Origin of the sequence: Kocuria coralli (genome assembly GCF_008831305.1) — a bacterium.
Taxonomy (GTDB): domain Bacteria; phylum Actinomycetota; class Actinomycetes; order Actinomycetales; family Micrococcaceae; genus Kocuria; species Kocuria coralli.
This window is the reverse complement of the sequence record NZ_ML708610.1, coordinates 109,116-133,026: the sequence shown is the minus strand read 5'-3', so window position 1 is coordinate 133,026 and position 23,911 is coordinate 109,116. Positions and strand designations below refer to the sequence as shown.

The 23,911-nt window shown below is 72.3% G+C and carries 17 protein-coding genes and 1 pseudogene; 3 read left to right on the top strand and 15 right to left on the bottom strand.

The features are described 5' to 3' along the window. Positions 1–45: 45 nt before the first annotated feature. The 7 genes from FCK90_RS00590 to FCK90_RS00560 all read right to left on the bottom strand — a co-directional run bounded on the left by FCK90_RS00590 (position 46) and on the right by FCK90_RS00560 (position 11,536). On the bottom strand, positions 46–3,672 hold the full coding sequence (locus FCK90_RS00590; RefSeq protein WP_158032373.1) for an ATP-dependent helicase: 3,627 nt from the start codon (positions 3,670–3,672) through the stop codon (positions 46–48). Beyond that, positions 3,669–7,145 (bottom strand): ATP-dependent helicase, encoded by a 3,477-nt coding sequence (locus FCK90_RS15835; RefSeq protein WP_158032372.1) that lies wholly within the window; start codon positions 7,143–7,145, stop codon positions 3,669–3,671. The genes FCK90_RS00590 and FCK90_RS15835 overlap by 4 nt, the downstream gene beginning before the upstream one ends. Positions 7,146–7,197: 52 nt before the next feature. Then, positions 7,198–7,956 (bottom strand): class I SAM-dependent methyltransferase, encoded by a 759-nt coding sequence (locus FCK90_RS00580; RefSeq protein ID WP_158032371.1) that lies wholly within the window; start codon positions 7,954–7,956, stop codon positions 7,198–7,200. Beyond that, entirely contained in the window at positions 7,953–8,723 is a 771-nt protein-coding gene (locus FCK90_RS00575) for an ABC transporter ATP-binding protein (RefSeq protein WP_158032370.1), read from the bottom strand. Before FCK90_RS00575 ends, FCK90_RS00580 begins: the two co-directional genes overlap by 4 nt. A gap of 3 nt (positions 8,724–8,726) precedes the next feature. After that, complete coding sequence (locus FCK90_RS00570) at positions 8,727–9,734, bottom strand: ABC transporter substrate-binding protein (RefSeq protein WP_158032369.1); 1,008 nt, start codon at positions 9,732–9,734, stop codon at positions 8,727–8,729. A gap of 31 nt (positions 9,735–9,765) precedes the next feature. Continuing rightward, complete coding sequence (locus FCK90_RS00565) at positions 9,766–10,923, bottom strand: FecCD family ABC transporter permease (protein ID WP_158032368.1); 1,158 nt, start codon at positions 10,921–10,923, stop codon at positions 9,766–9,768. Positions 10,924–11,059: 136 nt separating this feature from the next. Beyond that, entirely contained in the window at positions 11,060–11,536 is a 477-nt protein-coding gene (locus FCK90_RS00560) for a Fur family transcriptional regulator (RefSeq protein WP_158032367.1), read from the bottom strand. 147 nt (positions 11,537–11,683) lie between these two features. Between FCK90_RS00560 and FCK90_RS00555 the strand changes: the two genes are divergently transcribed. Together FCK90_RS00555 and FCK90_RS00550 are read left to right on the top strand one after the other, a co-directional pair. After that, complete coding sequence (locus FCK90_RS00555; RefSeq protein WP_158032366.1) at positions 11,684–12,478, top strand: 3'-5' exonuclease; 795 nt, start codon at positions 11,684–11,686, stop codon at positions 12,476–12,478. Between the two features lie 101 nt (positions 12,479–12,579). Next, entirely contained in the window at positions 12,580–12,765 is a 186-nt protein-coding gene (locus FCK90_RS00550) for a CsbD family protein (RefSeq protein ID WP_158032365.1), read from the top strand. 172 nt (positions 12,766–12,937) lie between these two features. Here the strand turns inward: FCK90_RS00550 and hemL are convergent, their stop codons facing one another. The 8 genes and pseudogenes from hemL to hemE form a co-directional block, all read right to left on the bottom strand. Beyond that, the gene (hemL, locus tag FCK90_RS00545; RefSeq protein WP_158032364.1) at positions 12,938–14,254 is read right to left on the bottom strand and encodes a glutamate-1-semialdehyde 2,1-aminomutase; all 1,317 of its coding nucleotides are present in this window, start codon (positions 14,252–14,254) and stop codon (positions 12,938–12,940) included. A 96-nt stretch (positions 14,255–14,350) separates the two neighbouring features. Continuing rightward, positions 14,351–15,334, bottom strand: a complete 984-nt coding sequence (hemB, locus tag FCK90_RS15615; RefSeq protein ID WP_246179896.1) for a porphobilinogen synthase — start codon at positions 15,332–15,334, stop codon at positions 14,351–14,353. An 84-nt stretch (positions 15,335–15,418) separates the two neighbouring features. Next, a pseudogene (locus FCK90_RS15610) lies at positions 15,419–16,219 on the bottom strand (uroporphyrinogen-III synthase); the annotation flags it as partial. Between the two features lie 138 nt (positions 16,220–16,357). Continuing rightward, complete coding sequence (hemC, locus tag FCK90_RS00535; protein ID WP_158032362.1) at positions 16,358–17,449, bottom strand: hydroxymethylbilane synthase; 1,092 nt, start codon at positions 17,447–17,449, stop codon at positions 16,358–16,360. Beyond that, positions 17,446–18,822, bottom strand: a complete 1,377-nt coding sequence (locus FCK90_RS00530) for a ferrochelatase (protein WP_158032361.1) — start codon at positions 18,820–18,822, stop codon at positions 17,446–17,448. The genes hemC and FCK90_RS00530 overlap by 4 nt, the downstream gene beginning before the upstream one ends. Then, entirely contained in the window at positions 18,819–19,547 is a 729-nt protein-coding gene (hemQ, locus tag FCK90_RS00525) for a hydrogen peroxide-dependent heme synthase (protein ID WP_158032360.1), read from the bottom strand. The genes FCK90_RS00530 and hemQ overlap by 4 nt, the downstream gene beginning before the upstream one ends. A gap of 63 nt (positions 19,548–19,610) precedes the next feature. Continuing rightward, the gene (gene hemG / locus FCK90_RS00520) at positions 19,611–21,113 is read right to left on the bottom strand and encodes a protoporphyrinogen oxidase (RefSeq protein ID WP_158032359.1); all 1,503 of its coding nucleotides are present in this window, start codon (positions 21,111–21,113) and stop codon (positions 19,611–19,613) included. A gap of 75 nt (positions 21,114–21,188) precedes the next feature. Beyond that, a complete protein-coding gene (gene hemE / locus FCK90_RS00515) occupies positions 21,189–22,343 on the bottom strand; it encodes a uroporphyrinogen decarboxylase (RefSeq protein ID WP_181954142.1) in 1,155 nt (384 codons plus the stop codon). A 155-nt stretch (positions 22,344–22,498) separates the two neighbouring features. Between hemE and FCK90_RS00510 the strand changes: the two genes are divergently transcribed. Further along, entirely contained in the window at positions 22,499–23,905 is a 1,407-nt protein-coding gene (locus FCK90_RS00510; protein ID WP_158032357.1) for a glutamyl-tRNA reductase, read from the top strand. The last annotated feature ends 6 nt before the right edge of the window (positions 23,906–23,911 follow it).

Sequence of the window (23,911 nt, the reverse complement as noted above, 5' to 3'; positions counted from 1 at the left end):
ACGCGGTACGTCCGCCCGTCCGCCTGCCATGCCCCGCCGGAGCCTTCATCCCATGGCCCGCGTGACGATGGCCTCCAGCCGGGCCTCGTCCGCCAGGTCGTGCGGCCGCACGGTCCGGTCCGAAGCGACGTAGTAGAACGCCGCCGACACCTGGTCCACGGAAACGCCCATGAGCCGCGCCCAGGCCAGCCGGTACACGGCCAGCTGCGCGGCGCGCTGGGTCAGCTCCTGCTCCGGCGGCACCCGCCCGGACTTCCAGTCCACCAGCTCCCAGTGCCCGTCGGGCTCCTTGAAGACGGCATCGATCCGCCCGCGGACCGTGAGCCCCCCGAGCGGCGTCTCGACGGGATACTCCACGGCCCATGGCTGCCGTCTGCCCCATTCGCTCTCCCGGAAGGTGCGGGCGAGCGCGGGCAGGTCGTAGCCCTCGTCCACGAAGTCGTCCGAGCCGCCGGGCAGCTCGTCGATGTCGAAGATCGCGTTGGAGCCGAAGTACTGCTCGACCCAGGCGTGAAAGGTCGTCCCCGCCCTGGCTGCCACCGCCGGCCGGCGCGGCATGGGCCGGCGCATCTGCGCCGCCACCGCCTGGGGGTCCTGGCCCAGCGCCACCACGGTCGAGGCGGAGATATGCGATGGCATGGGCAGCACCTGCTCGTCGGGCTCGGCCTCGTGCGCCGCCATCAGGACCCGGGCCTCCTCCGCCCAGTCCCGGACGACCGGCAGGTCGAGCAGCTCCCGGTCGGTCAGCCCTCGGTATTCGGCGAAGCCTCCGTCGCGGACCGCCTCGGCCACGCGCAGCACCTCCTCGCGCCGCCCGGCCCTGACGGGCGGGTGGGTGATCCGCCGTTCCAGGGCGTCCGAAGGGTCCTGTCCGGGAGGGTCCTGGCCGGGAAGGCCCTGTGCCTGTACTGCGCCGTCCTGCGGGGTCGCGATGATCTCCGTGATCTCGGGGCCTTCCAGGGGGTCGTACGGCCACGCGGCCTCCAGGGTCCGCGACTGGGCGGGGTTCTGCTGATCGGCCTCGGCCTCCGTCCAGGCACCCCGTTCGACGACGCTGACCCCCGCGGGCCCGGGCCGGGTGAGCTCCTCGAGCTCTTCGAGGAACACGGACTGCTGCCTCTGCTTCACCCCGCCGCCCGTGAACACGGTGCTCGAGAGGGCCAGCAGGGTCCGTGCCCGGGTGAAGGCCACATAGGCCAGGCGCCGTTCCTCGTCCTGGGTGTGCTGGGCGCAGTCCTCCAGGAAGAGCTGCATGGATTCCTTGAGCGCCACCGCATCCGAGGGGTCGGGGTGCCACTGGGGCAGGAAGTCCCGGTCGCCCCGCAGCGGCCATGGCACGGCCGCCGCATCCTTGGTCCAGGCCGAGCCCCGGTCGGCGGGAAAGACCCCGGCGTTCATGCCGGGAACGAAGACCTGGTCCCATTCCAGGCCCTTCGAGGCGTGCACGGTCAGGATCTGCACCGCGGCGGGATCGGGGTCCGGGACCGCCGTGTCGGGGTTCTCCTCCGAGGCGGCCACCTTGAGCCAGGCCAGGAATGCGCGCACGTCCTCGGAGCCGGTGGCGGACGTATAGCTCACGGCGACGTCCATGAGCGCGTCCAGGTTGCGCCGGCCCTCCGCCGCTGCCGCCCGAGTCCTGGCGGAGACCTCGATGTCCACCCCCAGGGTCCGCTCGACCACCGTGAGCACGGTGGCCAGGTCCTCCGAGAGCCACGACCGCAGTCCATGCAGCTCTCCGGCCAGATGCTGCATGCGCTCGCGGGCGGTCTCCGACAGGCTCCGCCCGGCGGAGGATGTCCAGCCGGGCCGGGGAAGGGTCTCCAGCGCCTCGATCAGCGAGGCCATCTCGGCCTGGTCGGGTTCGACGACGACGTCGTCCTCCCCGGTGGCGGGCTGGGCGTCGATGTCCTCGACGGACAGCCCCATCTCGGCCGCCTGGCTACGGCGGCGTTCGAGGTGCCCGGCCCAGTCGGCCAGCGCCACCAGGTCGCGGGCGCCGATGCGCCACCGGGCGCCCGTGAGCAGCCGCGCCAGGGCGTCCGAGCGGCCGGGGTCGGTGAGCACCTGCAGGGTGGCCACCACGTCGGCGACCTCGGGGACCTCTAAGAGCCCGCCCAGGCCCACGACCTCGTAGGCGATGCCGCGTGCGGCCAGTTCCCGGCGCACGGGCTCGAACTGGGAACGGCGGCGGCACAGGACCGCCGCGGTGGGTGCGGCCTCGCCCGGGACCAGGCCCTCACGGGTCTCGTGGATGGCACGGGCGATGGCACGGGACTCGTCGTCGTCGGTGAGGTACCGGCTCACGGTGACCCGGCCGGGCCCCGCGCCGGGCCGGGCGTCGAGTTCCGGCACCTCCTGCAGGCCCTCTGCCGTTCCCGCCGACCATGGCGGCGGGGTGCGCAGCGGACGGGCGATCACATTGGCCGCGTCCAGGATGGAGGTGTCGTTGCGCCAGGCCGTGGTCAGGAACGCGGGCTCGGAGACGGCGCCGTCCGGGGCCGGGAACCAGCGGCCGAAGCCGAAGAGCTGCCCCGCCGAGGCTCCGCGGAAACCGTAGATGGACTGCTGCGGGTCTCCCACCGCCATGACGGAGTGACCGGCGCCGAACAGGGAGGCGAAGAGCACCATCTGCGCGTGGGAGGTGTCCTGGAACTCGTCGAGCAGGACGACCTTGAAGCGTTCCCGCTCCAGCTCCCGGGCCGCGGAGTCCTCCCTGGCGATCCGCGCCGCCCGCTCCAGGAGATCGCCGAAGTCCATGGTCTCGGTGTGCTCCTTGAGCGCCCGGAACCGCTCGACCAGCTGGGCGAGCAGCCGGGTGCGGGCCATCTTGCTCACGGCTGTCTTCACGTCGTCGCCGGGTGACCTGGTCCGGCCCCGAGGGGGGACCTCGAGCAGCTGGGGGACGAATGAGCCGATGAACCCCTCGATCTCCTCCGGGCTCCTCAGGTGCTCGGCCGCCCCGGAGGCGAGGCCGAGCACCTGCTGCGTGAGCGAGGAGGCCTTCAGGTCCGCGGAGACCTCCCCGTCCCAGGACTCCACGACGCGTGAGGCCAGCTGCCAGGCCTGCGCCTGCCCGAGCAGGACCGTCTCCGGTTCCACGCCGATGCGCAGGCCGTATGTGCGCACCAGCGTGCTGGCGTAGGAGTGGTAGGTCAGCACCGTGGGGTCCGGGGAGAGCCCGGGCGCCTCCTCGGTGGTGCGGTCCTGGAAGACGTGGGCATCGTGCGGCTCGCGGGCCGCCAGCGGCACCGGGGGGTCCTGGGGCTGTCCCGCCTCGAGGAGGCCCTTGGCGCGCAGGACGCTCAGTCGCCCGCGCACCCGGTCCCGCAGTTCACCGGCCGCCTTGCGGGTGAAGGTGACACCCAGCACCTGGTCGGCCCGCACGATGCCGTTGGCCACCAGCCACACGACGCGATCGACCATGGTGGCGGTCTTCCCCGAGCCGGCCCCCGCCACCACGAGCCTGGGCGTCAGGGGGGCGGAGATCACCGCCGACTGCTGGGGAGTGGGTCTGTGCCCGTCCAGGGCATCGGCGAGCTCTTCCGGCGTGAACCGCGGCTCGATGCCTCCATACGGATGCAGGGGTCCGCGGCCCTCGGCGGACGTGCCGCCGTCGTCACCGGGCACGTGCTGTCGGCTCTCGCTCTGGTGGTCGATCGGGCCGCCGGTCATTCGGTCACCTGTCTTCCCTCGTTGCACAGCGGGCAGATACCGGGCAGCCGGCATGGCGAGCCGCGGCCGCCGGCGTTCTGCGCGGAGTGCCGGGCCAGGAAACGGTCACCGGCGATCAGATCGGCCGCCGCCGTGACCAGCTCCCGGGCCCAGTCGTCCTCGGGGGCCAGCGGCTCCTGGGTCTGCTGCGTGTACTTGGCGGTGGTGCGACCCAGCTGCACCAGCACGGCGCCACCGGGTTCGGCCACCATGACACCGTCCTCGCCCAGCTCCAGGACGACGTCGGGCTCCTCCTCCGCGAGGAATCCCTCCTCCGTGATGGGCTCCCGACCGGGACGGGAGGCCTTCGCCATCGCGGCCCCGGCGCCGGCGGCGAGCGCCACCTGATAGGCGCCCAGCTGAGGGTGGGTGGGCACATCGCCCTTGGCCGGCTGCGTGGTACCGGTCTTCAGGTCGACGACGACGAACCTCCCGTGCGAGTCCACCTCGAGCCGGTCGACGCGACCGCGCAACAGGGCGTCGCGGGCACGGCCCCTGACCAGGACGCTGAACGACCCCTCGACCGCGACCAGCTCCCGTCCGAGGTCCTTGCGGGCCTCGATCACGTACATCGCGTACTTGCGCAGCATCCCCCGGGCGCGCTCCTTGAGCAGGTCGGTCTCCCAGGACTGCGCCAGGCCCAGCTCCGGCCAGCGCCGCTCCAGGTGTTCCAGGAGCTCCGAACCGGGTGCCTCGGGCGCCTCCTCCGCGATGGAGTGCACCAGCGTCCCCAGCGCGCGCGACGGGTCCGTGGCCTCCTCCGCACGGGCGGTGGAGACGAACCAGTCCAGGGGCGAGCGGTTGATCGTCTCGATCCGCGACGGCGAGACCGGCACGGGCTCACCGGGGTCCAGCACCGGGCCCACGGAGGACAGGGGAGCCAGCCCCCACCACTCTCCAGGGTCGGCACCGGGCACGCGGGTACGTGCACGGGAGAGACGATGCAGCGAACGGACGGCGGCCTCCGCGAGCTCGGGCGGCTCGGGCGTCTGCGCCGCCGCCCGTAGTTCCGCTGTCAGCGCCCGCAGGGTCAGGGGACGCGGTGCCTTGACGACGGGACGGGACTCCCGGGCGGCCTCCGGATGCCGGTCGACCTCCCAAGGGTCGATCAGCCCCAGGAACTCGGACGGCTCCTCGTCCTGGTCCGCAGCGGCCGTCACCACCAGTTCCCTGCCCGCCCTGGACACGGCGGTCGAGAACGATCGCAGTTCGTCGTAGCGCACCAGGTTGAGCCGCGAGACCGGAGAGGTCCGCTGAGCGGCCTCCGGCCCGAGTTCGACGACGTCCGTGAGCAGGTCGGTCCCCAGCAGCTGTCCACGGAGGGCCGTGTTGGGCCACTGCCCCTCCTGGACGCCCGCCACGAAGACGACGGGCCATTGACGGCCCGCCGCGGTCGCGGGGGTCATGATCTCCACGGTGGCCCTGGTGGGAGCCCGGGCCGCCAGGGTGTCCATGGGCAGTTCCTGCAGCTCCAGGAAGTCCAGGAACTCCGCAGCGCCCGCCCCCGGCAGGTGGTCCACGAATCGCTCGGCCATCTCGAACAACCCGACGACGGCGTCCAGGTCGCGATCCGCCCGGCGGCCCGCCTCTCCCCCGTCGAGGGCATCGCGCTGCCACCTGCCGGCCACGCCCGCGGCCTCCCACAGCGCCCAGAGCACCGTCTCGGCGGTGGCGTTCGGTGCGGACAACGCCGTCCGGCCCGCCTGCAGCATCCGAGCCACCCGGCGGGCGGGCGCCGACCGCACCCCCGCGGTCTCGAGCGCTCCCGGGATCAGGAGCGCTTCGACCAGCAGCCGGTCGGAGGTGCGCCCGCCGCCATCGCGCAGTTCGGCGTAGCGCAAACGCTGGCGCAGGCGGCGGATGTCCATGGCGGAGGCGCCCCCGATCCTGGAGGACAGCAGTTCCACCGCTTCGGCCGCCTCCAGGACGGCGGCGGGCTCACCCGCCGTTTCTGCCGTCTGTGCGGACTCTTCCCCCTCTCCGGGTGCCGGCGCCGTGCCGTGCCGCTCCGAACGGTCAGCTGCGACCACCAGGTGCAGTGCCGCCAGGAGGGGCTTGACCGCGGGCTCCTCCCGCACGGCGGTCTCCGCCGCGGAGGTGGTCACGGGGATCCCGAGTCCCTCGAGGTGGCGCTGAACCGATGCCAGGCGCGCGCCGCTGCGCACGATCACCGCCATGTCCTCGAGCGGCACGCCGTCCAGGAGGTGCCTGTGCAGGATGCCGTGGCCGATCCACCGGGCCTCGTGCAGAGCCGAGGCCAGGACCACGGCCCGGGCGGAATCCTGCAGCTCCCGTGGCGATGCCTGACGCACTCGCCGCGCGGTCACCGCCGGGATCCGCTGGGCGACACGCTGCCAGGCCTCCTGCACCTCGGGGCCCATGCGGTGTCCTCGGTCGAGGAGGCGGGTGGTGACCGGACGCTGCCCGGTCCCCAGATCCTGGGCGATCTCGCGCAGGGCATCGGGTCTGGCGCCGCGGAACCCCTGCACCACGGTGTCCGGGCAGGCGGTCATCACGACGTCCCTGCCACCGCAGAGCACCGTCAGCAGCCGCTGGACGGAGCGGGTCGCCTCTTGGAGGTCTTCCGCGATGACCAGTTCCAGCCGGTTCTGCTCCTGGTCCAGGAAGCGGGGGTGGCGCTCGAGTACCCTGGCGGCCTCCGTGACCAGGGCGGCGGGGTCGAAGGCCTCGGGCATCCGGAGGCGCCGGACCGCCTGGTACTCCCTCCGGAGGATCGCCGCGGCCCGCCAGTCGGGGCGGTTCAGCCGGGCGCCGAGCCGATCGAGGTCCTCCGGGGTGAGGAGGTGCTCGGACATGCGGTCGAACAGCTCGCGGATCTCCCGGCGGAACCCGCGGGTGGTCACCGCCTCCCGCAGGTCCTCCGGCCAGACCAGGCCCGAGCCCACGCCGTGGGCGTGCCCCTCCAGGAGCTCTCGGATCAGGACGTCCTGCTCCGGTCCGGACAGGAGCTTGGGGGGATTTTCCACCCCCGGCAGCAGGCCCTGCAGATGCGCCCGGCGCAGCAGGTCGAACGCGTAGGCCTGCCATGCCCTCACGGGCGGCGTGGACATGGTCATGGCCGCCGCGCCGGTGAGAGCGTCCCGCACGCGGGCCGCCGAGGAGCGGCTGGGGGTCAGGATCAGGAGACGGTCCGGGTCGAGTCCCTCCCGCAGGCGCCGCACGGCCAGGTGCAGGACGGCCGTCGTCCGCCCGGTGCCCGGTGCGCCCAGCACCAGATGCGGGCCGCAGCCGGGATCGAGCCCTGCCACCGTGAGCTGGCCGTCGTCGAGCTGCTGAACGGCGGGCAGCCGCGCGCCCAATGACTCCGGGGCGCTGATGGACCAGCGGCCCCGGCGCCCTTCCGGCAGCACGGCTGCCAGGGCCTCGGGGCGCTCCGGACCGGTGCTGCTGGACGCGGGGGCGAGATCGGACATGACACCATCTCACCACGGCACGCCGACAGCGCAGGACACCACCGGACCATGCTCAGGACAGAGGTCTGACCGCGCGGATGAGGTATTGCATCTGCGCCCGGTGCCCGGGCGCCACCCCGTACCGCAGGTCCTGCTCCAGAAGCCCCGGGAGCTCCTCGACGGTGACGTCGGCGAACCCCGCGGCCTCGATGCGCTCTGCGAAGGCGCTGATCGACGCCGCCTCGGCGAGCGGGAGCGCTTCCCGCTGGCCCCGGTAGGCCCTCCTGAAATCGGCCTCTCGAGCGCTGAGGCGGCCGTCCGCCCCGTGGCCGTCCAGGCCCGTGGGGAACCACAGCGAGTCCACGGCGACCAGCACGCCGCCTCGCCTGAGCACCCGCAGCCAGTGCTCCAGGGCGATCTGCGGATCGCGCAGGGTCCACAGCACGTAACGGGCGGTCAGGGCATCGAACATGCCGTCGCCGAACGGAGGCTCTGCGGCGTCTCCTTTGGCGAACCTCGGGTTCCCGTGGGTTCCCGCCTTCCGCCTGGCCTGCTCCAGCATCCCCTCGGCCAGGTCGATCCCGAGGACCTGGTGACCCAGGGCGGCCACGCGGAAGGCCGCAGCCCCGGTCCCCGTACCGACGTCGAGGACACGTGCGGGCGGGTCGGGCAGCGCGGGCCCCCAGACCTTCCCCCAGATCTCGTCCTCTCCCTCCGCCCTCCTGCGGTCGGCCTGATGGGCCTCGTACTGCCCGGCCCATCGCGACCAGTAGTCGTTGATCCGCAGCTGCCCCTCGTCCGGCGTCGTCTGCGCTGTCCTCCCACGTCTCATCGCGGATCCTCCGTCCTCCGGAACAAGAGCTGGGTGATGGCATCCTCCGCCACCACGGGCTCGGCCTTGACCCGGTACACGGGTTCGACGACGGCTCTGGTGAGGACCTCTTCCGGCGTGCCGTACGCGTGCTGCCTCCCGGCCTCCAGCAGGAGGATGGAGTCGCAGTAGCGGGCCGCGAGGTTCAGGTCGTGCAGGACGACCACGGCGGTGGTCCCGAGCTGCCGGACCAGGTGCAGCACCTCGTGCTGGTAGCTGATGTCCAAGTGGTTGGTCGGCTCGTCCAGCAGGATGCATCCGGCTTCCTGGGCGAGTGCCCTGGCGATGACCACGCGCTGCCTCTCGCCCCCGGAGAGCCCGTTGAACTCCCGGTCGGCCAAATGCAGGGCGCCCACCCGCTGCAGGGCTCGAGCGGCGATGCGTCTGTCCCTCCCCGACTGACGCTCGAAGGTGCCCAGGTGCGGGGTCCGCCCGAGGAGGACGACGTCGGCCACCGAGAGCATGAGGTCGCTGGGAGCCTCCTGGGCCACGACGGCCAGCCTCTGGGCGAGTCTCCTCGCGGGGATCCGGTGGATCTCCTCTCCGTCGAGACGCACCCGGCCCCCGTCCGGGATCAGGGACCCGTAGAGGGTGCGCAGGAGGGTGGTCTTGCCGCTCCCGTTGGGGCCGAGGAGGCCCATCACCTCCCCCGGGCTGACGTGCAGGGACACCCCTTGCAGCACCGGTTTCGCGCCGTAGGAACAGGAGACGTTCTCCGCCGTGATCAATCTTCAGTCCCCCTGGAATCTCTCGGAGATCCGCTCGAGCCCGTCCACGGCCAGCGGAGTGGCGGGTTCGGTGAAGTTGAACAGCTGGGTGTGGATGTCTCCGTTGCGCACGGCGGTGATCGTCTCCGCTCCGGGCAGCTCCGTCACGGCCTGCTCGACGCCTTCGGCCTCTCCCTGGTAGAGCAGGATCAAGACGTCGGGATCGCGGTCCACCAGGTCCTCGATCTGCACGTCGAAGACCCGCTCGTCGACATCGTCGTAGACGTTCTCGAACCCCGCCATCTCGAGCTGCGGCTGGGCCATGGAGCGGTTGCCGTAGGCGTAGGTGGTCCCGCCGCCGACGGTCGGGTACAGCACCGCTGCCGTCCGATCCTCGCCCTGGGAACGGTCGGCGACGGCGTCCACCCTCTCGCGCAGCTGCGCGACGAGCTCGTCGGCCGCCTCGCCCCGGTCGAAGATCTCGCCGTAGGTCCCGATCTCGTCGTAGAGCGTCTCGTAGGTGGCGTTCATCGCCGAGTCGGGGCAGTAGACCTCCTGGATCAGCAGGTTGCTGCCGGCCGAGGCGAGGCTGCCGCGATCGACGCCGTCGGGCTGTCCCAGCACGAGGTCCGGGCTCTGCGCGACCACGGCCTCCTGCGAGATCGCCAGATGCCCCGAGGCGTCCAGGTCCTCGGAGAGGGAGTCGATCCCGTCGATCCGTTCGTTGAGGTCGTCGTCGTAGTACTCGGCCGGGAAGTCCCCCGCACGCGCAACGGCCCTGTTCAGCACGCCCAGGCCGTCGAGGATGGTCACGGGTGCGGTCTCCAGGAGGACCACCCGCTCGGGGGCCTGGTCGAAGGTGACCCCCTCACCGCAGTTCTCGACCGGATGCGGGTAGTCGACCGCGCCGTCGCCTCCGGAGGCGCCGCCGGCCGCGCCGGAGGTCTCTGCGCCACCCCCCGATCCGCAGGAGCTCACGAACAGGGCCGTCACGGCCAGAATGGCCAGGGCGGCCGGGCGGGCCGGTCTCATGAAGGGTCCTTTCAACGGTGCGGGCGGGAGGTCAGCTGAGCCGGGCGTACATGCGCCGGATCAGGATCAGCAGGAACGGTGCGCCCACCAGGGCGGTGATGATGCCGATCGGCAGCTCGCGCGGCGGCATGAGCACCCGCGCCCCGGCGTCGGCCCAGATCAGCAGGATGGCGCCCAGGAGCGCCACGACCGGAATGAGCCTGGCGTGGGCGGCCCCGGCGATGCGACGGCCCAGATGCGGGACGACCAGTCCGACGAAGCCGATGGCGCCGGCCGCCGCGACGACCGCCCCCGTGCACAGCGAGACCACGACGAGCAGCTGGATCCGGGTCGCCATGGGCGCGACGCCGAGGGCCCTGGAGGTCTCGTCCCCGACGGACAGCGCATCCAGGCGGCGGGCCCACAGGACCAGGAAGGCGACGGTCACCAGGACGACGGCCACGACCAGCGCGAGGAACGCATCCCAGCGTGCCAGGGCCAGGGAGCCCAGCAGCCAGAACATGACCGAGCGGGACCCCTCCGCATCGTCCGAGGCGAAGATCAGGAAGCTCGTGGTCGCCGAGAGCGCGTATCCGACGGCGATACCGGCGAGGAGCAGGCGCACGGACGTCACCTGGCCGTTGGCGCGGGCCAGGAGGAAGACCAACGACGAGGCGATCAGCGCCCCCAGGAACGCGGAGAGCGGCAGGGCGTACTGGCCGGCCCCCGCGGCGACGCCGAAGAGGATGGCCGCGGCCGCACCCGTCGAGGCTCCGCCGGAGATGCCCAGGATGTACGGGTCCGCCAGGATATTGCGGACCATTCCCTGCAGCGCCGCCCCGCAGACGGCCAGCCCCGCCCCCACCGCGAGGCCGAGCAGCACGCGCGGTGCTCGCATGTCCCACACGATGGACTGCTCGGCGGCCGTCCAGCTCGGGTCGACGGGCAGACCCAGGCCGTGCCCGAGGATACCCAGCACCGTGCCGGGCGGGATGGTCACGGGCCCGATGCCGACGCACACGGCCACCGTGACGCACAGGATGCAGGACAGGCCGATGGTCCACACCAGCGAGCGCCGGCCCATCCGGCGCCCGAGTTCCGGGGTGTCCCCGGGGACCGCGGTGGACCGCGCCGTTCCGGCCGGGGCCGCCGTGAGGCGGTCGCTGCCGGGCCGGCCGTCGGTCCCCGCCACCGCGTCCTCCTGCGCCATTCGACCTCCCGCATCGCCGCTGCCCGCGCTCGGGCTCACGGCATCCGACCCACGGCCTTCTGATGCAACATTGTTGCACCAATGCGGAGGCAGTAGCTGCGGTTTGCACCGGTCGGGCCGGTGCCGGGCGAGAGGTTCAGCGCGAGGGAGCCCTGCAGCCCTCGCACAACCCGACGAGCACGCTCGCCTGGAGGTCGAGCGCGAAGCCCGTGACCGCGACGACGGATTCCGCCGCCCGGTCGAAGGCCCCCGGGTCGAGGGCGACCACGGTGTCGCATCTCGCGCAGTGTCCGTGCAGGTGCGAGGCCGCCGCGAGGTGGTACGCGCTCGCCCCGCCGGGAAGCTGCCGGTGGGAGAGGATGCCGAGTTCGAAGAACCGTTCCAGCGTCCGGTACACGGTGGTCCGGTGCACCGGCGAGCCCGACGAGCCGTTGCTCCGGTCGAGTTCGACCGCCACCTCGTCGGCGCTCAGATGCCCCGTGTGCCGGGCCAGGACCTCCAGCACTCCGCGCCGGGCGGCGGTGAGGCGCTCACCCCGTTCTCTCAGCCGGGCGGCGGCCCGTTCCACCGACGCGTCCGCGCTCTCCCCGTGGAGGCGGTCGTGGTCCCTCATACGCTCCCCTGCTCTGCTCGCGGGCGCCCCTCATGGGGCGGCGATCATATTGAATCACCGGCTCCGGGTCCGTGCCCTCGCACGACATCGGGGGCCAGCACCGGGGCGCTGCCCTGCGGTGTCGGAGCGGGCACGTACCGTGTGAATATGCCGCATCAGACCGAGGCTCATCAGCCCGCACTGTTTGATACCCCAGTCTCCCCGCAGGCGCAGCCGGCCGGGGCGGACCTGGACGCGATCCGGGTGGATCCGTCTGCGCCGTGGCCCGACCAGCCGTTGGCGACCTTCGACCTGGAGACCACCGGGCGTGACGCCACCCAATGCCGTATCGTCACGGCATCCCTCCTGGTGGTCGGCCCCGACGGCGCTGTTATCGGCCAGTGGGAATGGCTGGCCGATCCCGGCGTCCAGATCCCCGAGGGAGCTGCCGCGATCCACGGGATCACCACGGAACATGCCCGGGCCCACGGTGCCCCGGCTGCTCAGGTGGTGACGGAGATCGTGGGCATCATCGGTGACCTCTTCGCACGGGGCATCCCGGTCCTCGCCTTCAACGCCTCTTACGACTTCACGGTGCTGGCCAGCGAGGCCGCTCGTCACAGCCTCCGGTGCCCCGAGCCGCGGCCGGTCCTGGATCCCTACGTGATGCACAAGCAGGTCCGCGAGCGCTGGCGCGGCAAGCGCACTCTGGTGGCTCTCTCCGAGGCTTACGGCATCGACCTGGAGTCCGCCCACACTTCGGCTGCGGACGCCATGGCCGCCGTCCACCTGGCCCAGGCGCTGGCCGCGGAGCATCAGGAGCTCCGCCTTCCGGCGGCACGGCTGCACGAGGCCCAGATCGAATGGGCCAGGGCTCAGGCGCTGAGCTTCCAGGGCTATCTTCGCGGCGTGAAGAACGATCCTTCGATCACCATCGACGGCTCCTGGCCCGTTCACGCCTAGGTCGACGGTGCCCGCTGCTACGGGCGAATTCACAGCAAACTGCGTACTTGCTCAGGGTACTGTTTTGTCCGTCAGCATTGATCGCGACCAAGGAGGTACCCATGGGACTCGGTGACAAGATCACGAACAAGGCCGAAGAGGTGTCCGGCAAGGGTAAGGAAGCCCTCGGCGACGCCCTGGACAACGAGCAGATGCAGGCCGAGGGCGTCGGTGATCAGGCCGCTGCTAAGACCAAGCAGGCCGGCGAGAACGTCAAGGACGCCGGTAAGAACATCACCGGCCAGTAGGCGCCTCCCACCGCCGCGGTCCGATCCGGAGCGGCCTGAGCCGGCCGGACCGCGGATGCGATTCAGGCAAGGGCCCCGTGCAGCTGCACGGGGCCCTTGCCGTGTCCGTTGCCGTCCAGCGGCATCTGAAGGCGACGGTGCCCGGGACTTCGCAGCCCAAAGCCCTCGCGGCTCAGCTGTCCGGGGTCGCCGCCCCCGCCGCCTCGGCGGCTGCCGGCAGCGCTTGGATGATCCGGTCCATGGCCGAGTCGTCATGGGCCGCGGAGAGGAACCAGGCCTCGAACACCGACGGCGGCAGGTGCACCCCGGAGTCGAGCATCGAGTGGAAGAACGGCGCCCAGCGGAAGACCTCCTGGCCCTTGGCGCCGGCGTAGTCGCGCACGGGGCGCTGCGAGGTCCCGAAGGTCACCGAGAACAGCGAACCCGCGTTCTGGACGGAGTGATCCACCCCGGCGGCGTCGAAGGCCTCGGTGACGGCCGCCCTCAGCTGCTCGGAGCGACGGTCCACGGTGCGGTAGCAGTCGTCGTCGGCCAGCTTCAGCGTGGCGAGCCCCGCCGCCATGGCCACCGGATTGCCGGACAGCGTTCCCGCCTGGTAGACGGGCCCGGTCGGCGCCAGCTGCTCCATGAGCTCGCGCTTGCCGGCAACCGCAGCCGCTGGCAGCCCGCCGCCGATCACCTTCCCGAACGTGAACAGGTCGGGCTCCCAGTCGCCCTCCTGGGGCGCGGAGAGCCCCCAGTATCCGGCGGCATGCACCCGGAAGCCCGTCATGACCTCGTCGAAGATCATGAGTGCGCCGTTGTCCCGGGTGATCTCCCGCAGGCCCGCGTTGAAGCCGGGGTCCGGCGGGACCACTCCCATGTTGGCCGGGACCGCCTCGGTGATCACCGCGGCGATACGCCCGGGATGCGCTTCGAAGGCGGCGCGCACGGCGCCGAGATCGTTGTAGGGCAGCACGAGCGTCTCGGCGGCGGTGGCCGCGGTGACCCCCGCCGAGCCGGGCAGTGACAGGGTGGCCACCCCCGATCCCGCCTCCGAAAGCAACGAGTCCACGTGGCCGTGGTAGCAGCCCGCGAACTTGATCACCAGATCCCGCCCCGTGGCACCGCGGGCCAGGCGGATCGCCGTCATCGTCGCCTCGGTTCCCGTGGAGACCATGCGGATCTCCTCGATGGCGCCGACCCGGTCGACGACGAGCTCGGCGAGTTCGGTCTCCGCCCGGGTCGAGGTGCCGAAACCCAGCCCGTTCTCCACCGCGGAGTGCACCGCCTCAAGGACCACGGGATGGGCGTGCCCCACCAGTGCCGGTCCCCACGAGCCCAGGAGGTCGACGTACTCGCGGCCGTCGACGTCCTGCAGGTACGGCCCGCGGGCCGCAGTGATGTAGGCCGGGGTCCCGCCGACGGAGTTGAAGGCACGCACGGGCGAGTTGACGCCGCCGGGCATGACGCGGCGGGCTCGGTCGAAGAGTTCATCTGAGACGGTCACGGGATCGTCCTCTCGGGAGTCGGTGCTGCGGGGTCCTGGCCCCGCGGGGAGTTGACGGCGGCTGCGGGATCTTGAGCGGGTGAGCTCCGAAGTGAATCAGCCATTCTGCTCGCGCCACCAGCGGGCGAGTTCTGCGGCGAAGTAGGTCAGGACGGTATCGGCGCCGGCGCGGCGGATCGACAGGACGGATTCCTCGATCGCGGCACGGCGGTCGATCCAGCCGTTGGCGGCGGCGGCCTGGATCATCGAGTACTCCCCCGATATCTGGTAGGCGGAGACCGGGACCGTGGAATGGTCGGCCACCTCGCGCACCATGTCCAGGTAGGACATGGCCGGCTTGACCATGACCATGTCCGCGCCCTCGTCCAGGTCCAGGCGGAGTTCGCGCAGGGCCTCGCGCCGGTTGGCCGGATCCATCTGATAGGCCTTCCGGTCGCCGGTCAAGGTGGAGTCCACGGCTTCGCGGAAGGGCCCGTAGAAGGCGGAGGCGTATTTGACCGAATAGGCCAGCACGGAGACGTCGATGAACCCGGCGCGGTCCAGCGCGCCCCGGATCACCCCCACCTGGCCGTCCATCATTCCGGAGGGTCCGAGGACGTGGGCGCCGGCACGGGCCTGCGCCACGGCTGCCTGCGCGTACAGCTCCAGCGTGGCGTCGTTGTCCACCCGCCCCTGCTCGTCGAGGACGCCGCAGTGGCCGTGATCGGTGAACTCGTCCAGGCACAGGTCGGCCATGACCAGGATGTCGTCCCCGACCTCGGAGCGCACGGCGCGCAGGGCGGTGTTGAGGATGCCCTCGTCGTCGACGATCCCGGAGCCCGTGGCGTCCAGCGTGGTCGGCACGCCGAAGATCATGATGCCGCCCAGGCCGAGCTCCACGGCTTCGGCGGCTGCCCGCCGGAGCGAGTCCAGCGAGTGCTGGACCACGCCCGGCATCGCGGTGATGGGCCTGGGCTCGGTGGCGCCCTCGCGTACGAAGACGGGCAGGATCAGCTGGCTGGGGTGCAGGTGCGTCTCGCGCACGTGCGCGCGCATGATCGGGCTGCTCCGCAGCCGCCGGGGACGGTGGACCGGCCCCATTGCGGGTGATGCGGTGCCGTACCCGAGCTCGCTGTGACCGGTGCTCATTTCTCGCTTCTCCTCCAGAGCTGTCAGCAATCCATCGATGTCTGGTGTCCGCGCGACCTGCGCGGCGATTCCGAGCCGCTCGGCGGCCTGGCGCGTCGGCTCGCCCATGGCCACGAAACCCACCGTATCGCCCATGGCCGCCCGCTGCCGCTCGGTTGCCCCTCCCACCAGGGCGTCGATCATCGACGGCGCGGTGGCCACCACCAGATCGACGTTGCCCGCCGCCAGCTCCTGGCGGGCCCGGTCCGTCCCCCACACGGCGAGGCCGGAGGGAACCGGAGACGGGGCCAGGGGCTCTTCAGCGGGCCAGGGCACCATGCGGTAGGCGACAGCGGTCTCCACCGTCCACCCCAGGGCGCTCAGGCCGTCCCGCAAGGCGGGGCGCGCGGCCGCGGACTGGGGGAGGAAGACCCTGGCCGACCGCGACGACGCCTCCGCCTTCGGCCAGCAGGCAACCATGCCCTCGGCGGAGTACTGGCCCTCGGCCGGCAGGAGATCGACGGGGACGCCGTTCTCCTCCAGGGCCGCGCCCGTGGCCTTGCCGACCGCCGCGACCTTCAGGCCGCGCCGTACCGCCCCCGACAGGAACTCGCCGAGGCTCTTCCCCTCGCCCTGGGCGACCCGGCTCGCGGCGCGCACGGTGTTCACGGAGGTGACCGCCAGCCAGTGCGGTGCTCCGCTGCCGGCGGCCTCCGTGATGAGCCTCGCGAGATCGCGGCTCTCGGCACCGGTCACCGCAGCCGCTTCCTGAACGGGGGCGAGGACAGGGCGCGCGCCGGCCACTCGCAGGGCTGCGATCAGGGAGGCCGCGCGATCGGGGGTGCGGGTGACGAGCACCCGCGTACCGGACAGGACGCTCGTGCGATGGCCCGCGGCCTCCTCGGCCCCGGAAGCCCCGCGAGCCCCGGCGCCTCCGGGAAGACCGGGTTGCCTGCTCCGCTCAGCCGCGGTCGGCGGTTCCTGCGCCACGCCCGCCTAAGCCAGCCCCGCCAGTGCGGCGGCACCGTCGGCCAGGAGACCGTCGCCCACGCGGCGGCCCAGTTCGCGTGCGGCCTCGGAGGACAGCTCGTCCGAGGCCTCCGTGCGCCGCATGACCTTCCGGCCGTCCGGGGAGGCCACCGCCACGCGCAGCACCAGCAGGCCGTCCTCGACGGTGGCCAGGGTTCCCACGGGTGCTGCGCAGCCGGCCTCGAGCCGGGCCAGCAGCGCCCGCTCAGCGGTGACCGCCCAGCGTGACTCCGTGTGATTGACCCTGGCCAGCGCCTTGAGCAGCCGGGCGTCGAGCCGGTCCTGGCCGTCCCTGCTGGGCGGGCGGACATCGTGCGGAACTTCGCTGTAGGCGCCGGAGGCCTGGGCGGCCAGGTCCGGATCGGCCAGGAGCAGCTCGGCGCGCACCTCGAGGGCCAGGGCCCCCTGGCCGGGTGCGGGGAGCACCACGGCCGGGTCCAGATACTCGGTGATCTTCTCCTGCAGGCCCAGGCGCCGCAGCCCCGAGGAGGCCAGCACGACGGCGTCCAGGTCCCCCGGGCCGTCCGGATCCAGTCCGGCCACCCGGGCCAGCCGAGTCGGGACGTTGCCGCGGATGTCCACCATCACCAGATCCGGTCGTGTAGCCAGCAACTGGGCTGCACGCCGCGGCGAGCCCGTGCCGATCCTCGCCCCCGAGGGCAGGCAGCCCAGGGACAGGCCGTCCCGGGCGCACAGGGCGTCGCGCGGGTCCTCGCGGACGGGAACGGCGCCGATCGCCAGCCCGGGATGCGGCGCGGTCGGCAGGTCCTTGAGGGAGTGCACCGCCAGGTCCACCCTGCCGTCCACCAGCGCGTGCCGCAGGGCTGCCGCGAACACTCCGGTGCCTCCCAAGGAGGCCAGGGACCCGGTGGCGACGTCGCCTTCCGTGCGGATGACCTCGAGCCGGTAGGCGAGGTCTCCCGCCGCCCGCACCGCCTCTGCCGCCTGGCCGGTCTGGGTCATGGCCAGCGCCGAGCCGCGGGTACCGACCCGCAGCACCGCGGTGGCCTCCCCTGCCGGTACCGGAGCGGCGGTCTCCCCATTGCCCGGAGCGGTCATGCGTGCACCACCGCGCCGTCGTCGTCGATCCCCACCGGGAGCGGGGCGCCGGGCTCGCGCTGGGCGATCGTGGGCCGAGGCTCCGTGGCACCTCGCAGGACCTTGACGCAGCACTCCGCGGCGCAGGAGTCGAACCAGGTGGCCCCGGCGACGGCCGAGACCCGCGGTGGGGCCTGCCGGCCCGCCATCCGCTGTTCGATCAGGTCCACCAGGGCGGAGACGAAGGCCGGGTGGGTCCCGGGCGTGGCCGTCCGCAGGAAGGCCAGCCCGTGATCACCGGCCGTCTCCAGCGCCTCGGTATCCAGGTCCCAGATGACCTCCATGTGGTCCGAGACGAACCCCAGGGGCACCACGATCACTCCCCCGGCGCCCTCCCCGGCCGCCCGCTCGATGGCGTCGTTGATGTCCGGCTCGAGCCACGGCACCTTGGGCGAGCCCGACCGGGACTGGAAGACCAGCTCCCATTCGGGCACCTCACCGGCGCGAGAGGCCACGCGGTCCATGATGGCCCGGGAGGCAGCCAGCAACTGATGGACATAGGCGGAGCCGCCCACGAACCGGTCGCGCATCTGCTCGGGTCCCGAGGCCAGCCCGTCCACGTCCGGCACGGAGTGGGCGGCGAACATGATCCGCGTGGGACCGCCCCTGTACGCCTCCTGGTCCCGGATCGAGGTCAGTGCCGCCTCCAGGCCTTCGACGAAGGGGGTCAGGAAACCTTCGGAGTCGTAGTACTGACGGATCTTGGCTACGGTCATCTCATCGCCCAGGCCGATCTCCTCCAGGGCCACCCCGTAGTCCTCGCGGTACTGACGGCACGAGGAGTACCCGGAGAAGGCGGAGGTCGCCAGGACCAGCACGCGGTCCTGGCCCTGCTCGTGCAGGTCGCGCAGCACGTCGGCCACGTAGGGATCCCAGTTGCGGTTGGCCCACAGGATGGGCGTCTGCAGTCCGCGCTCGCGCATCTCCCGCTCGAGGGCCGCGCGCAGGGCGCGGTTCTGGTCGTTGATGGGCGAGACCCCGCCGTTGGCCCGGTAGTGGGTGGCCACCTCTTCCAGGCGCTCGTCCGGAATGCCGCGGCCGCGCGTGACATTGCGCAGGAACGGGATCACATCGTCCTGCCCTTCGGGGCCGCCGAAGGAGGACAGGACGACGGCGTCCCATTCCTGGGGTGCCTCGGCCCGCGCCAGGCTCAGGGCGGGAGAGGGCTCATCGGCTCCGCCCGCGCTCGCGGCGGCACCTCCCCGGGCGGCGAGCCGGTCCAGTTCGGCCCCGGTGGGAACCACCACGACCGAGGGGGCCAGGACCTCCTCCTCGCGTTCCTGCGTGACGGTCTGCGCGCCCTGCCCGGCGGCGACCTGGGAATCCCGGCTCATCGGAGCACCTCGGTCAGCTCGGGGGTGGTGACCCGGCGTCCCGTGTAGAACGGGATCTCCTCGCGGACGTACAGCCGGGCCTCGGTATTGCGGAAGTGACGCATGATATCGACCAGGTCCACCAGCTCGGGAGCCTCCAGGCCGAGCAGCCATTCGTAGTCGTTGAGGCCGAAGCAGGCCACGGTGTTGGGCTGCACCTGAGGGTAGTCCCGGCCCTTCATGCCGTGGTTCTTGAGGATCTCCGAACGGCGCTGGTCGTTCATGTAGTACCAGTCGTAGGAGCGGACGAACGGGTAGACGCACAGCCAGTCGCCCGGCTCGCTGCCACGGGCGAAGGACGGCAGGTGGTTGCGGGTGAACTCGGCGTCGCGGTGCACGCCCATCGACGACCACACCTGGTGGGTTCCGCTCAGCATCGCGGTCCGGCGCGCCCGGCGCAAGGCGGCCTGCAGCGCCCGGGGGTCGTCTCCGTGCAGCCACAGCATGACGTCCGCGTCGTTGCGCTGCCCGGAGACGTCGTAGACGCCGCGCACCGTGACGCCCTCGTCGGCGAGCGCCGCGATCCACGCGTCGAACTCCTCGACGGCGGCGGCTTCCTCGGCCTCCACGGGCTGTGCACGGTCGGCGTCCCTGGCGTAGACGGACCACACGGTCCAGTACAGGGTCTCCTGGGCCCGGCCGTCGGTGTCCTGGCCTGCTGAAGCGGCTTGAGCCTTCTCGCTCACGATCTCATCGTCCTTCCTGATCACTGCGTTCTTGAGTTTTCCGGGGGCTGCCGGCCGGCGTCCTCACGGCCCGCCCTGAGCCTCCGGGCCGTCGGTCACCCCGTGGCGGCTCAGGAGCCCGGCCACCTGGGCCCGGGTGTCCTCCACGACGGACGCCAGCCCGGTTCCCGCCAGCCAGGCCCCGACCGCCACCGCGCCCGGGAGCCTGCTGACGCCCTCCCGCAGATCCGCCACCCGCTGGGGGTGGCCCGCAGAGGGGCGGCTCAGGGCCTGCTCCCACCGCACGACGTCGGCGTCCACCAGATCCCCCGGCTCCAGCCGCACCCCCAGGAGGGTGGAGGCGTCGCGCATCGCCAGGGTCACCAGCTGCTCGTCGGTCAGCGCCAGTTCGGGAGAAGCCCCTCCATCCGAGGTGGCACGGCCGTAGGACAGCCGCAGGACATGCCGCCCCGCGGGCAGTGCCTCCGCGATCCACTGCCACTTGGCCGAGGCGTGGGTCAGTGCCTTGGCGCGCACGTCCTGGGCATTCGGGGCCACGAGCACCCCGGTGCCCCGCGGCGCCTCGTTGAGCCCGGGCCGGTCCACGACCAGCGTGGCCAGCGCGACCTTGGGGCTGGGATCGGGCTGCAGGTGGGACAGCTCCCGATCCATGCCGGACAGGAGCCGTACCGCGCTGCTGCCGTCGGCGGCCATGACCAGCAGCTCCCCGCGTGCTATCGCGGTCTTGTCCCCCACCCGGGGCTCGCGCTGCAGGACGATCCAGCCCTCACGGCGTGGATCGCGGTCCAGGGCGAGGACGTCGTATCCCGCCACGAGCTTGACGCCGCGGGCGGCCAGATCCTTCACCAGTGCCTCGGTCAGGACGTTCATCCCGCCGCGCAGGCCCGCCACGTTCTGGCCGGCCCGCGTGGCCTCGCGCAGGGAGGAGGCGGCAGCCGAGAGGGAGCCCTTCTCCCTCAGCGCCTCCCGCAGGCCCGGAGCCACGGAGTCGACGTCGAGGTCCTTGGGATGGGCGGAGTACACGCCCAGGGTGAAGGGGGCCACGAGCTTCTCGACGACGGCGGAACCCATGCGGGCGCGCACGAGATCCCCCACGGTGGTGGCTGTCGCACCGATCCGGGCCGGCCTGCGGAGGTCCTGCCTCGCGCGCCACCGCCCGTACGAGCCCAGGGTCTTGCGCAGTTCAGAGGAATCGAGGTCGCCGGGGATCCCCAGGACCCCTGATCGTCCCCCGGGCCTGGGGCCGTCGGCCAGGTAGAGCCACGACCCGTCCTGGGCGGGGAGGCAGATCCGGTCGGCCAGGCCGAGCTCCTCGATCAGCCGGGCGACGACGTCGGTCCGGGTGGCGAAGGACTCCGCACCGGAGTCCAGCACCATGCCGCCGACCATGTGGGAACCCACGGCGCCCCCGAACTGCGGGCGCGACTCGACCAGGCTGACCCGCAGGCCGGCCATGGCGAGATCGCGTGCCGCCACGAGCCCCGCGATGCCGCCGCCGACCACCAGCGCGCTGCGCGGGCGGCGTGTCGTCGTCGCGGACTCCTGCTGGTCCGGGGTGGGGGTCACCGCAAGGCTCCTTTCATGTCTCGTGTCTCGTCTCCCGTGCCGTCACGGCTTCCGGGTGGTGTATGCGCCCCTGGTTCAGCCGCGTGCGGGGACGAGCCGGTGTTCGTGAATGTAGCTCACCAGATCCGTCAGGACCGCTGGAGCCGTTTCCGGGGGGACGCCGTGCCCGAGGTTGACCACGTGCCCGGGCGCCAGTGCGCCACCGCGCAGGACGTCGTCGACGTGGCGGCGGAGGACCTCGGTCGGAGCGGGCAGCAGGGCCGGGTCGATATTGCCCTGGAGGACGGTCCGGCCCCCCAGACGGCGATTGGCCTCGGCCAGCGGGATGCGGTGGTCGACGCCGATGGCATCCGCCCCGGCGTCCCGCATGGCCCCCAGCAGTTCCCCGGTCCCCGTGCCGAAGTGGATCCTGGGCACGGGCAGGTCGGCCACCGATGCCAGGGCGGTCGCCGAATGGCCCACCGCGTGGTCCAGGTAGTCGCGGACGGACAGGGACCCCGCCCAGGAGTCGAAGAGCTGGATCGCGGAGGCTCCCGCGAGCACCTGGGCCCGCAGGAAGGCGCCCGAAGCGCGTGCCGCCCAGTCGGCCAGGGCCTCCCAGGCCTCCGGGTCGGCGTGCATCATGGTCCGCGGCAGCAGGTGATCCCTGGAGGGCCCGCCTTCCACCATGTAGGCGGCCACGGTGAAGGGAGCGCCCGCGAAGCCGATCAGCGGGGTTCCGCCCAGCTCGGCCACCGTCAGGGCGACCGCCTCGCGGATGGGCTCCAGGGCGTCGTCGTCGATCTCCGGGAGCGCCGCCACGTCCGCTGCGGTGCGGACCGGGCGGTCGAGCACCGGCCCCTTGCCGGGCACGATCTCCACGCCCACCCCCGCCAGACGCAGGGGGACCACGATGTCCGAGAAGAAGATGCCGGCATCGACCTTGTGCCGACGCACCGGCTGCAGGGTGATCTCGGCGGCGAGCTCCGGCGTCAGGCATGCGTCGAGCATCGCCGTGCCCTGACGCGCCTGCCGGTACTCGGGCAGGGAGCGGCCGGCCTGGCGCATGAACCACACGGGCGGCCTGGCGGGCGTGCGGGCGGTGAGCGCCTGCAGCAGCGGGGCGTCCAGGGTCCGCCCCGTGCGCAACGGGTGGTGCTGCGGGAGCCGTTCCCAGCCTCCGCGGAATCCTGGCGGTGCGGAGGCATCGGTCACCGCGTCGTGACCGGCTACAGAAGGTGAAGATGTCATCGCTGCCATTGTGCCAAGCGCGCCGCGGGAATTTGGCGACGCCTCGTCAGCGGTTGCCGGATCTTCCGGCCGCGCCGCGGATGTTTCCCCGATCAACGACTCTCGTCCGTCAGGTGGTCCGGGTACGGGGCCGAGCGCGTTACGATGCATTCACTGTGGTGCTCTTTTCCTTGGTGGCCTCACACCGTGATGTAGATCTGACAACCGTTGCCAAACTGGCCGACGGTGCCGTCGGCCTGCCCGGCGACATGGTCGAGGCTGGGGCTCTGACGGGCGCGGTCGCTCTGTCGACCTGCAACCGCCTGGAGCTCTACGGAGAGTGGGACATCGACCCCGACGACGCGTCGACCGTCGCCGAGTCCCGCCGGGAGCTCGTGGAACTGCTGGCCCGGCGGGCCGGTTTCACCCCCGGGGAGGTCAGCGACGGGGTCCGCCTGCTGATCGAGGAGGACGCCGCCAAGCACCTCTTCACGGTGGTCTCGGGGCTGGAGTCGGCCGTCGTCGGCGAGCGCGAGATCACCGGGCAGGTCCGGCGCGCCCTGATCGAGGCGCAGCGATCGGGAACCGCCTCGGGTGAGCTCATCCGGCTCTTCGAGACCGCGGCCCAGACCGCCCGTGAGGTCGGAACGCACACCAGCCTGGGCGAACGCGGCCGGTCCATCGTCTCCGTGGCCCTGGATCTGGCCGACGACGTCACCGACGGCCTCTGGCCCGAGCGCCGTGCCCTGGTCTTCGGCACGGGGGCCTACGCCGGCGCCACCATGGCCGCCCTGCGCGACCGCGGCTGCGCGGACATCGAGGTCTACTCGGCCTCCGGGCGGGCCGACGCCTTCACCGCCAACCGCGGCGGCACCCCGGTGGCAGCCGACGGCCTGCCGGAGGCGCTGCGCAGGTGCGACGTCGTCATCGGCTGCTCCGGCGGCTCCGAGCCCATGGCGGCCGAGGACCTGCCGTCCGGCCCCCTCACCGTGGTCGACCTGGCGCTGTCCCGGGACTTCGATCCCGCAGCGGCGGATCTGCCCGACGTGGAGCTGATCACGCTCGAATCCGTCAAGCTCGCGGCCCCAGAGGAGACCGGCGAGTCCGTCGCGGCGGCCGAGCGCATCGTCGACCAGGCGACCCGCCGTTTCCGCGACCGCCGCAGCGGGCGGGATATGAGCGCCGCGATCGTGGCCCTGCGCCAGCACACCATGGGCGTGCTCGAGAAAGAGCTCGAGAAGATCCGCAAGCACCACGGCTGCACCGGGGCCACGGAGGAAGTGGAGTTCGCCATGCGGCGCATGGTCAGGTCGCTGCTGCACGAGCCGACGGTGCGCGCACGGCAGCTGGCCGAGGAAGGCCGCGCCGACGACTACCTCACGGGCCTGGAGGCGGTGTTCGGGATCGAGGTCCCGGGTGCGCAGGAGCCGACGGCCGAGCAGGACCCCACCACGGCCGCCCACGGCACCCGCCCGAAGCGTTCACGTGAGGCAGGGCCGGCGCCCTCACCGGCGGGCGCGCATCGCGATCCTTCGGCGGGCTCCGAACCGCGTCTCTACCCCCTGCCACGAGCCGTGGGGTGACCCGCA

Coding starts and splice junctions, on each gene's coding strand:
- FCK90_RS00590 (WP_158032373.1), bottom strand. CDS start 3,672: ATGACCGGCGGCCCGATCGACCACCAGAGCGAGAGCCGACAGCACGTG.
- FCK90_RS15835 (WP_158032372.1), bottom strand. CDS start 7,145: ATGTCCGATCTCGCCCCCGCGTCCAGCAGCACCGGTCCGGAGCGCCCC.
- FCK90_RS00580 (WP_158032371.1), bottom strand. CDS start 7,956: ATGAGACGTGGGAGGACAGCGCAGACGACGCCGGACGAGGGGCAGCTG.
- FCK90_RS00570 (WP_158032369.1), bottom strand. CDS start 9,734: ATGAGACCGGCCCGCCCGGCCGCCCTGGCCATTCTGGCCGTGACGGCC.
- FCK90_RS00565 (WP_158032368.1), bottom strand. CDS start 10,923: ATGGCGCAGGAGGACGCGGTGGCGGGGACCGACGGCCGGCCCGGCAGC.
- FCK90_RS00560 (WP_158032367.1), bottom strand. CDS start 11,536: ATGAGGGACCACGACCGCCTCCACGGGGAGAGCGCGGACGCGTCGGTG.
- FCK90_RS00555 (WP_158032366.1), top strand. CDS start 11,684: ATGCCGCATCAGACCGAGGCTCATCAGCCCGCACTGTTTGATACCCCA.
- FCK90_RS00550 (WP_158032365.1), top strand. CDS start 12,580: ATGGGACTCGGTGACAAGATCACGAACAAGGCCGAAGAGGTGTCCGGC.
- hemB (WP_246179896.1), bottom strand. CDS start 15,334: ATGGGGCCGGTCCACCGTCCCCGGCGGCTGCGGAGCAGCCCGATCATG.
- hemC (WP_158032362.1), bottom strand. CDS start 17,449: ATGACCGCTCCGGGCAATGGGGAGACCGCCGCTCCGGTACCGGCAGGG.
- FCK90_RS00530 (WP_158032361.1), bottom strand. CDS start 18,822: ATGAGCCGGGATTCCCAGGTCGCCGCCGGGCAGGGCGCGCAGACCGTC.
- hemE (WP_181954142.1), bottom strand. CDS start 22,343: ATGACATCTTCACCTTCTGTAGCCGGTCACGACGCGGTGACCGATGCC.